The organism is Anaerotruncus sp. 1XD42-93, assembly GCF_009917605.1.
Classification (GTDB): Bacteria; Bacillota; Clostridia; order Oscillospirales; family Ruminococcaceae; genus Anaerotruncus.
This window is the reverse complement of the sequence record NZ_QZEG01000079.1, coordinates 1-9776: the sequence shown is the minus strand read 5'-3', so window position 1 is coordinate 9776 and position 9776 is coordinate 1. Positions and strand designations below refer to the sequence as shown.

The window sequence follows — 9776 nt, the reverse complement described above, 5'->3', positions numbered from 1 at the left end:
TTCCCCCTTATGTGTGCTTTTTACCTTGCTTTTTGCACAAGCAAAAAACAAGCCGTCCGCCCGGACGGGACCGGGCATTCTCTGCCGCCTGCGGCACACCTCTCAAAAAAGGTAAGGTGCTGCACCGCTGCACAAAAAGAACCCCAGCGCGGGGCGGATTCCCCGGCAAGCTGGCAGGCCCAGCCCGGTCGGGCACTGTGCAGAGGGGTTTTGCGGCACAGCCCGGGGCGAGTGGGCGGGGCCTGTCTGGACAAAAAATAGGTCGAGGCGGGCTGTGACATGCGTGTCCCTTCCACCCAGCCAAAGGCGGGCACCCTTCCGGGGGATACATAAGGGGGCTTCCCCCTTATGTGTGCTTTTTACCTTGCTTTTTGCACAAGCAAAAAACAAGCCGTCCGCCCGGACGGGACCGGGCATCCTCTGCCGCTTGCGGCACACCTCTTAAAATAAAGTAACGTGCTGCACCGCTGCACAGAAAGAGTCCCCGCGCGGGGGCGGACACCCCGCATCCCCTGCCGCCGGCAGGCGGCATCCTTCTTTAAAAAGGCAATGTGCCGCGCAGCTGCACAAAAAGGACATAGGGCGCGGGGGTTCCATAAGGGGGGCTCCCCTTATGTGCACTTTTGCTGTCTTTTCGTGCATCCGAAAAGACGCCCCCTGATCTGTTCAAATCCGGCAGGATATGCTATAATAGCAAAAAAGGAAAAAAGCGTATGCATGATTTATGCAGATTTCGGATACTGATTCAAGGGAACTGAAAAAAGCGAAAGCCGGAGGGAAAGCAGATGAAGAAACACTGGATTATCCTGTCAATCGTGGCGGCGATCATGGCGGGGGCGATCTCGCTGTCGTTTGTGCTGTCGCGGCCGCAGGGGGACACCCTGTATGCCGCGATCAGCGTGGCGGCGGACTCACTGACCGAACAGGGGATGGCGGCAGCGGACACCACCTTCACCCTCCGGAGCAAATACCGGATCACGCAGGAAGAGGTCCGGGAGATGCTGGAGATCGAGCCGGACATGGGGGAACTGAAGCTGGTGGGCGGCAGCGGACGCCGGACGACCTCCTGGAAGATCACCCCGGGCCGGCCGCTGGCGGACAATACGATCTATACCATCCGGGTGAAGAACCCGCTGCGGGGCGCGGTGGTGCAGTCGTTCGCGTTCCAGACCCGCAGCGACCTTTCGGTGCGGAGCGTCTACCCGGCGGATGGCGCAGGCTATGTGCCGGTGGACGCGGGGATCGAAATCGGGTTCAGCATGGCGGGCGTGGATATGTCCCGGCATTTCGAGATCCTGCCGCCGGTGAGCGGGACGTTTGAAACCCGGGATTATACGGCGGTCTTCCAGCCGGACGCGCCGCTCGAGCGGGACAACATCTACCGGGTGACGGTCAAGGCGGGGCTGTCCGCGCCGGACGGGACCGCGCTTGCCGAGGACTACAGCTTCTCGTTCGAGACGACCGACGCCAACGCGGATAAAGAGGACTACCGCAAGCTGCGGCTGGACGGGGAATTTGCGGAAACCTTCCTGACCGGCGACCCGATGGGGGTCGTGATGACCAGCGGCAAGGACCTGTCCGGGCAGGTGTTCCGGCTCTCGCTCCACCGGTTCCCGAACATCAGCGCCTATATCGACGAGGTGAAGGGGTACGACGTCTACTACAAGACCCGGTACGGGAGCCGGTCGGGCTACCGGGTGGAGACGGGCGGCCTGGAGGAGGTCGCGTCCTACGAGGGGGAGCTGATCCAGAGCGACAGCCACTGGACCACCCTGGCCGCGCCGCTGCCAGCCGAGCTGCCCGAGGGGCACTATGTGGCGACGGTCACCGGCGCCGATGCGGACGGGGAGCCGCAGTTTGTACAGAAGCTGATCCAGGTGCGCAACCTGAGCGTATACAGCCACTCGGTGGACGGGGAAACCCTGCTCTGGCTCAACGACCCGGCGACCGGCGGCCCGCTCAACGGGCAGGCGGCGGTGCTCGAGGACGCCAACGGGCTTTCGCCGGTGCTGCGCGGCGCGACCCGCGCGGACGGCACCGCGGACTTTGCCACACGCGGGATCGAGCAGGCGTACCTGACTATCGAGCAGGACGGCCAGCCGGTCTATTTCGACCTGCTCGAGCTGGCCCCGGCGCAGGAGCTGCGGCTCCAGGAGCGGTTTTACACCGGCCTTTACTGCGACCGCCCGCTCTACCAGTCCTCCGATACCGCCTCGGTCTGGGGGCAGGTCTACCCGCGGGTGAGCGGCGAGCCGCTGCCCGCATTCGTCTGGCTCACCCTGCGCACCGACTGGCCGGAACAGAACCTCTACCGGGAGCGGGTGCCGGTCGGGGCGGACGGCACCTTCTCGGGGAGCCTGCGGTTCAGCGGGCTGGCGAGCGACTGGTACACCATCGCGGTCACCGACGGGGGCGACGGGGTCTACACCTCCCAGAGCATCTCGGTCGAGAACTACACCAAGCCCTCCTATACGATCGAGGTGTCCACCGAGCGGGCCCATTATTTCGCCAATGAACCGGTGCCGGTCACCGTCCGGGCCACCTACCTCGACGGTACCCCCGTCTCGGGCGGGACGATGCAGATCGGCTCCAACGAGCTGCAATTCCCGAACAGCGGGCATATCACCCTGGGAGCGGACGGTTCCGCCACCATCACCGGCAGCTGGATCCCCCGCACCGAAATGTCCGGCTGGGAGCCGCAAACGGTCTGGGTGGATGTTTGGAGCACCGGCGCGCAGGACCTGCACGTCTCGGCGGGCGCCAGGGTGACCCTGCTGCCCTCGGCGGTGGCCGCGCGGATCGACGCTTCGACCGCCGGCGAGCTGACGATCCAGACCGCCCGGATCGACACCACCCGCCTGGCCGCCGCCAACCGCCCGGCGGACAGCTTTGCCTGGCTGCGCGGCGCGGCATACGACCTGCCGGTCGTGGTACATATCACCCGCACCGAATATGTCCGGGTGCCGGATGGCAGCTACTACGACTACGCCAACAACGAGACGGTCACCCGTTACCGGGTGGAGGCCCAGTCGACAGTGGTCGAGAACATCCGCACCCGGACAGTCAACGGCAAGGTGACGGTCTCCGACCTGCCCTACGAGAACACCGCCGACACCTTCTACACCTACGAAGCGCAGTTCGCGGGCGGGATCGCCGGGGATGTGGTGGCCTACCACACCGGGTTCCAGCTGCGGCAGGCGGCGCTCGACCAGTCGAGCTACGCGTTTTTCGCCGAGGGAAGCAGCGGGCGGTTTGACGCCAACCAGCCGCTCGAGCTTGGCATCTACGAGAACGGCCGGCAGACCGGCAATACCGGGCGGGTGCTCTACAGCGTGCTGCAAAAATCCACCCTGCTGACCGGCGTGTTCGACACCGCTACCCACCCGCTCACCCTCGATTCGCGCTACCTGCCCAACGTGGTGCTGGTGGGGGCCTATTTCGACGGGCGGCACATCTACCCGATGCGCACCGCCTACCTCTCCTACAACTACGACGCCCAACGGCTGCGGGTGGGGATTTCGACCGACAAGGAATCGTTCGCGCCCGGCGATACGGTGCGGGTGCGGCTCACCCTTTCCGACGCCGCCGGAAACCCGGTGGCCGGCAGCGCGGCGGTCGGCGTGGTGGACGAATCGGTCTTCCTGCTGCGCGACCAGCAGGTCGACCTCGCGGCACAGATCTACGCGTCGGCCTATTACCCCTACATCGCCCAGCAGACCTCGTATGTCGAATACCCGGAGGGCTGGGTGGGCAACAGCGACCTGAACGCCTCCGGCGGGATGGGCGGCGGGCCGGACGGGGCCTCCGCCGCGGTGCGGGAGACCTTCCTCGACACCGCCGCGTTCCAGACGGTCGAAGTGGATGAGGGAGGCTCCGCAACGGTGGAGTTCCGGCTCCCGGACAACGTGACCCGCTGGCGGATCACCGCCGCGGCAGTCACCGCCGACCTGATGGCGGGCGACGCCAAGACCACCACCATCGCCGCCCTGCCCTTCTACCTGCGCCCGGTGCTCACCGGCAGCTACCTCGTGGGGGACGACGTGTCCCTCTCCGCCGGGGTGGGCGGGTCCGCCCTGCCCGCACTCGAAGGGGATGTGTCCTACGCGGTCACGGTGCTCGATTCGGACGGGTTCCAGGTGGACGGGATGACCCAGACCGCCGCCCCCGGCGAGCGGGCGCTGTTCAACCTCGGCAAATACGAGGAGGGGACCTATACCCTCACCCTCTCGGCCAACGCGGACGGACATTTCGACGCCTGGCGGCGGGAATTCCAGGTGCTGCGCTCGGCTTCGACCGTCCCGCGGATCGAGACCATGCCGCTTAACCGGCTGCAAGGCCTCACAAGCGCCCGTTACCCGGTTGGGGTCACTGTATACGACGAACGGCTCGCACCCATGCTGGAGGGCCTGCAATGGCTCTCAGGGCAGGACGGGGAACGCACCGAGATCATCGCCGCCGCGTGGCTCGCGCGGGCCTCCTACAGCCGCCTGCTTGAGGAGGACGAACCCGGGCCGCGGCGGGACGTCCGGCTCGACCGGATCCAGGAGGTCTGGTCGGGGGTGCGCCCGCTCTCCAACGCCGGCCCGGACGCCGCGCTCACCGCCCGGATGCTGCTGGCCGCGCCTTCCCTGGTCGACCAGACCTCCGCAAAGGTCTACCTGGAGGAGACGCTGAAAAACCCGTCCGCCAGCCCCAACGACCGGGTGATGTCCTATCTGGGGCTTGCGGCGCTCGACGAGCCGATCCTGCTCGACCTCACCCGCCTTTCCCAGGACGAATCCCTCACCGCCGCGCAAAAGCTCTGGCTGGGCGCGGGCATGGCCCGCCTGGGCGACTACGCGGGCGCGCAGGCGCTCTACCAGGGGCTGTCGCGCCAGGTGGAAACCGAAGGGAAGCTCAAATACCTGCTGCCGGGCGGCTCGCTCGACGAACAGACCGAGGCAACCTCCGCCGCGCTGGCGCTCACCACGCTGGCCGGGCATCCGGATGCGGACGCGTTCATGCGCTATTTCCTCGAGCGGGACGACGACCGCGCCCGTTCGCAGGAGAGCCTGCCCCATCTGGAGATGCTGCTCTATACCAACCACACCTCGGCCGCCTACACCAAGGACCAGAGCGTGTTCCGGTGTGTGCTCGAGGGCGAGGAGCGCACGTTTGAGCTGGGCGCCAAGGGGTACCAGTGCCTGCTTTTGAGCCGCGAGGCGCTCGCCGCCGCCCAGTTCGAGACGGTCGCCGGGGACCTCTATGCCGCGGTTTCCTATACCGGCTACGCCGAGGAGGCCAGCGCCGCATCCGCCAGCAAGGTGGCGATCGAGAAATCGTACACCACCGCCAGCGGCGGCAGCCCCAGGGTCGGTGAACAGGTCCGGGTGGACCTGCGCATCACCTTCACCGACGACGCCCCGGCCGGCTGCTACAACATCACCGATTACATCCCCTCCGGGATGCGGTTCATGCCCTCCTCCGACCGCTATGCCGAGGCGGTCCCGCTCGGCGGGCAGGGGTCGCAGATACAGGTCGTGGTCGAGAACGACGGCCAGCAGGTGCGCGGCTTCCTCTACCGCGGGGAGCCGGTCCCGCTCGCGGACCGCCAGGACGATGGCCCCGACGCGGCCTTCTCCCCCACCACCGAGCCCGTCGACGACAGCCAGGACGCCGGCTCCAATACCGTGACCCTCTCCTATTACGTCAGCGCTTCCCTCCCCGGCGAGTTCGTCTCCGAAAGCGCCTATATCACCCCCCATGCCGAGGGGGTCTCGGCCAAAACCCAGCGCTCTGAAATCATCATCGAATAAAACCGAATCAATAAAAAGGAAGGGGCGAAAGCCCCTTCCTTTTCCATTTTCATCCCCGATGGTGGTGGGAGATGTGCAGCGGTGCAGTACCTTACCTTTTTAAGAAGAATGCCGCCTGCCGGCGGCAGGGGATGCGGGGTGTCCGCCCCCGCCCGGCGGGTCCCTTTTCGGATGCACGAAAAGGAACCAAAAGTGCATTTAAGGGGCGACGCCCCTTAAAGAACCCCGCGCCCCCAGACAAGCGCTCATGCTCAGGGCTGATTTGCACCCTCGGATGCCCCCAGGCGATGGTGGGGGATGCGCAGCGGTGCAGTACCTTACCTTTTTAAGAAGAATGCCGCCTTCCGGCGGCAGGGGATGCGGTGGTCTGGAACCCAAAACGCCGCGCACCTTTGAGGAAGGCGCAAGCGCCTATCCGTTTGGTCTGGCACCAAACGGATGCTGCCCTAAAGCGGAATTGCATTTCCTCTCTTGTTCTTGACTGGGAAGCACTGCCATGGTAGAATAAGGACAAGGTGCTGCTACATACGGTTGCAGGCGGTTGGCCCCCCGCATGAGACGGGGGATTTCCCCGTTTCGGAAGAAAGGGGGGAATGCTTATGGTTACATATGCGGAACTGTTCCAGTTCTGTCTGGTAATTCTGGGCGTTGTTGCTCTTGTGTTAGACGCAACAAAAAAGAAATAACCGCCACCCTGAGAAAGTGATGCGGTTATTTCTGCAATCATAAAAGGGGGCTGACCGTCTGCGGGCAGCGCCTTTCTTTATGCTCATTATAGCCTGAAAACAGGGCGCTGTCAAGCGTCCTGTTTTGACTGAGTGGAGCGCACTTCTGCACAGCACCCGAACAGGCCGGCAAGCTGGCAGGCCCGGCCCGATCGGGCACTGTGTAGTGGGGTTTTGCGGCGCGGCCTGGGGCGAGTGAGAGGGCCTGTCTGGACAAAAAACAGGTCGGGGCGGGCACTGACATGCGTGTCCCTTCCGCCCAGCCAAAGGCGGGCACCCTTCCGGGGGATACATAAGGGGTACTCCCCTTATGTGTGCTTTTTACCTTGCTTTTTGCACAAGCAAAAAACAAGCCGTCCGCCCGGACGGGACCGGGCATCCCCTGCCGCCTTCCGGCGGCACACTGATCAAAAAAAGCAAGGTGCTGCGCAGCTGCACACTACTCCGAAAGCCCGGCCCATTCATCCATCCGCTCGGAAAGGCTGACGCGCAGCCGGTCGATATTGGCGCAAAGCTCGGTGACCTTCTGGTAATCGCGGGAGATTTCCGGGTCAGAGAGTTTTCCCTGCTCGAGCTGGATGGCGGCTTCGAGGTCACTGATCTCCTGTTCCACTTCAAAAAGGCGTTTTTTGCGTGCAGCGGCTTCTGCGCGCTGTTTTTTTGTCCGGTGATATTCGGTGGCGGACTTCCCGCTGCCGGCGGCAGCTTCCGGGCCGGCGGGGCCCTCCGCGGGCTGGGGCGCGGCCTGTGCGGCGCCGGCGGCGCTGCGCTGGGCGAGGTAATCCTCGTAATTGCCGCGATAGGAAACGAATCCGTCGGGGTGCATCTCGACAATCCGGCCGGGCATCCTGCTTAACAGGTAGCGGTCGTGGGAGACCGCGAGGATGGTCCCCTCATACGCGATCAACGCGCGGTCGAGGGCTTCCCTGGTGGCGAGGTCGAGATGGTTGGTCGGCTCGTCGAGGAGCAGGACGTTCCCCTCCTCATACATCATGATGGCAAACTTGAGACGGGCTTTTTCGCCGCCCGAGAGCATGTCCACCCGCTTATAGATCGTCTCGCCCGAAAAGAGCAGGCCGCCGAGCAGGTTGCGCAGGTCCTGTTCGTGGGACTGCGGGTACCGGTCCCACAGCTCCTCCAGGACGGTTTTGAAGCCGGTCAGCCCGACCTGCCCCTGTTCGAAATAGGAGACCTTGACGTTGCGCCCCCATTGGATCCTGCCCGCCTCGGGCTTGAGCTGGCCGATGAGGGTTTTCAGGAAGGTGGACTTGCCGACCCCGTTGGAGCCGACCAGCGCGACTTTTTCGCCGCGGAGCAGGTCAAAACTGACGTCCGAGCAGAGCAGCCTGCCGGAGGGGCCGCCGCCCGCGCGCAGGGAAAGCCCTTCGACATGCAGGACGTCCTTGACCGGGTCCCGCTCGAAAAAGAACGAGATCCGCGCGGGGTTGAGGGGCTTCGGGGGCTGCTTGACCGGCTCCATCCGCTCGATCTCCTTTTCGCGGCTGCGGGCGAGCGCGGCGGTGGAGGCGCGCACCTTGTTGCGGGCGACGAAATCGGAAAGCTTGGTCACCCGCTGCTGGTACATCTCATACTCTTTGAGCTGGCGTTCATAGAGCATCTCGCGTGTGTGCATATACCGGGTATAGTTGCCCTTATAGGGGGTGACCCGCAGATGGGCGACCTCCCAGATGCGGGTGCAGAGCTGGTCGAGGAAATAGCGGTCATGCGAGACCACGACGATTGCGCCGCGGTAGGATTGCAGATAGGTCTCGAGCCACTGGAGGGTGGCGAAATCGAGGTGGTTGGTCGGCTCGTCGAGCATGAGCAGCTCGGGGTCGGAGAGCAGCAGCCGCGCGAGCGCCAGACGGGTCTTTTCCCCGCCCGAGAGGGTGTCGCAGGGGGTGTCCACATCCTTGTCCGCAAAGCCCATGCCGTTTAGGATGGTGCGGATTTTGACGTCAATGTTGTACCCCTCGTTGACCTCGAAATAGCTTTGCAGCCGGTTGTACTCTTCGGACAGTGCAAGATAGTCGGGAGAGCTGCGGTCGGTGTATTGGCCCATCTGGGCGGCGATGCGTCCGGCCTTGGCCTGTGCGTCAAGCAGCGGGCGGAATACCCCCCGCATCTCCTCCCAGATGGTATTTTGCCCGTCCAGGCCGCTGTCCTGCCGCAGGAACCCGAGCGACAGCCCCGAACGTGCCGCGCGTTCCCCCTGCTCAAGCGGGAGGGAACCTTCCAGCACGTTGAGCAGCGTCGACTTGCCCGCCCCGTTGACCCCGACCAGGCCGATCCGGTCCCCCTCTTCGATTTTGAGGCTGGCGCCCATAAAGATGATTTTTTCCGCGAACATCTTGGTCGCGTTGTCTAAACTCAGTAACATAATGATCGTTCCTTATTGGTTTGGTGACCCGGTAAACGCCCCTGCCGGCCGGTGCGCACCTTCAGAAAGGATATCGTGCCACCTCTTTCCCTGTATGCTTTTTCCCGGCGGGCCATGCCGCCTTATTCTACCATGGCACTGCTTTCCAGTCAATAATGCTTTTCTGTGCGGCAGACAGCTTGCTTCTGTTTGCACAGCTGCGCAGCACGTTGCCTTTTTTATACAGCGGTGCAGTACCTTACCTTTTTAAGAAGAATGCCGCCTTCCGGCGGCAGGGGATGCGGGGTATCCGCCCCCGCGCGGCGGGTCCCTTTTCGGATGCACGAAAAGGAACCAAAAGTGCATTTAAGGGGCGACGCCCCTTAAAGAACCCCGCGCCCCCCGACAAACGCTCATGCTCAGGGCTGATTTGCACCCTCTTCCGCCCCCAGATAAGGGTGGGAGATGTACAGCGGTGCAGTACCTTACCTTTTTTGAGAAGTGTGCCGCAAGCGGCACCGGGATGCGGGGTATCCGCCCCCGCGCGGCGGGTCCCTTTTCGGATGCACGAAAAGGGACCAAAAGTGCACATAAGGGGGAAGCCCCCTTATGGAACCCCCGGAAGGGTGCCCGCCTTTGGCTGGGTGGAAAAGACACGCATGTCACAGCCCGCCCCGACCTGTTTTTTGTCCAGACAGGCCCCGCTCGCTCGCCCCGGGCTGTGCCGCAAAACCCCACTACTCTGTGCCCGATCGGGCTGGGCCTGCCAGCTTGCCGGGGAGGGGCATACGGGGAGGGGGCATTGCCCCCTCGCCCGTAAGGCGCATCCTGCCCGAGCGTCGCGCGTAAGCGCGCTTCGGGCTGAAAGCCCGAGAAGCGAAGGGCGTTGTTTTGGTC

General features: G+C 64.1%; 2 protein-coding genes. One reads left to right on the top strand and one right to left on the bottom strand.

What is annotated here, in order from left to right:
* The first annotated feature begins 785 nt into the window (after positions 1 to 785).
* Complete coding sequence (locus D5269_RS16105; RefSeq protein ID WP_120486846.1) at positions 786 to 5795, top strand: Ig-like domain-containing alpha-2-macroglobulin family protein; 5010 nt, start codon at positions 786 to 788, stop codon at positions 5793 to 5795.
* 1164 nt (positions 5796 to 6959) lie between these two features.
* On the opposite strand, the gene D5269_RS16100 is transcribed toward D5269_RS16105, so the two are convergent.
* Complete coding sequence (locus D5269_RS16100) at positions 6960 to 8900, bottom strand: ABC-F family ATP-binding cassette domain-containing protein (RefSeq protein WP_120487259.1); 1941 nt, start codon at positions 8898 to 8900, stop codon at positions 6960 to 6962.
* Positions 8901 to 9776 lie beyond the last annotated feature (876 nt).

Excerpts from the sequence above, each read along its gene's own strand:
- D5269_RS16105 (WP_120486846.1), top strand. The coding sequence starts at position 786 with ATGAAGAAACACTGGATTATCCTGTCAATCGTGGCGGCGATCATGGCG.
- D5269_RS16100 (WP_120487259.1), bottom strand. The coding sequence starts at position 8,900 with ATGTTACTGAGTTTAGACAACGCGACCAAGATGTTCGCGGAAAAAATC.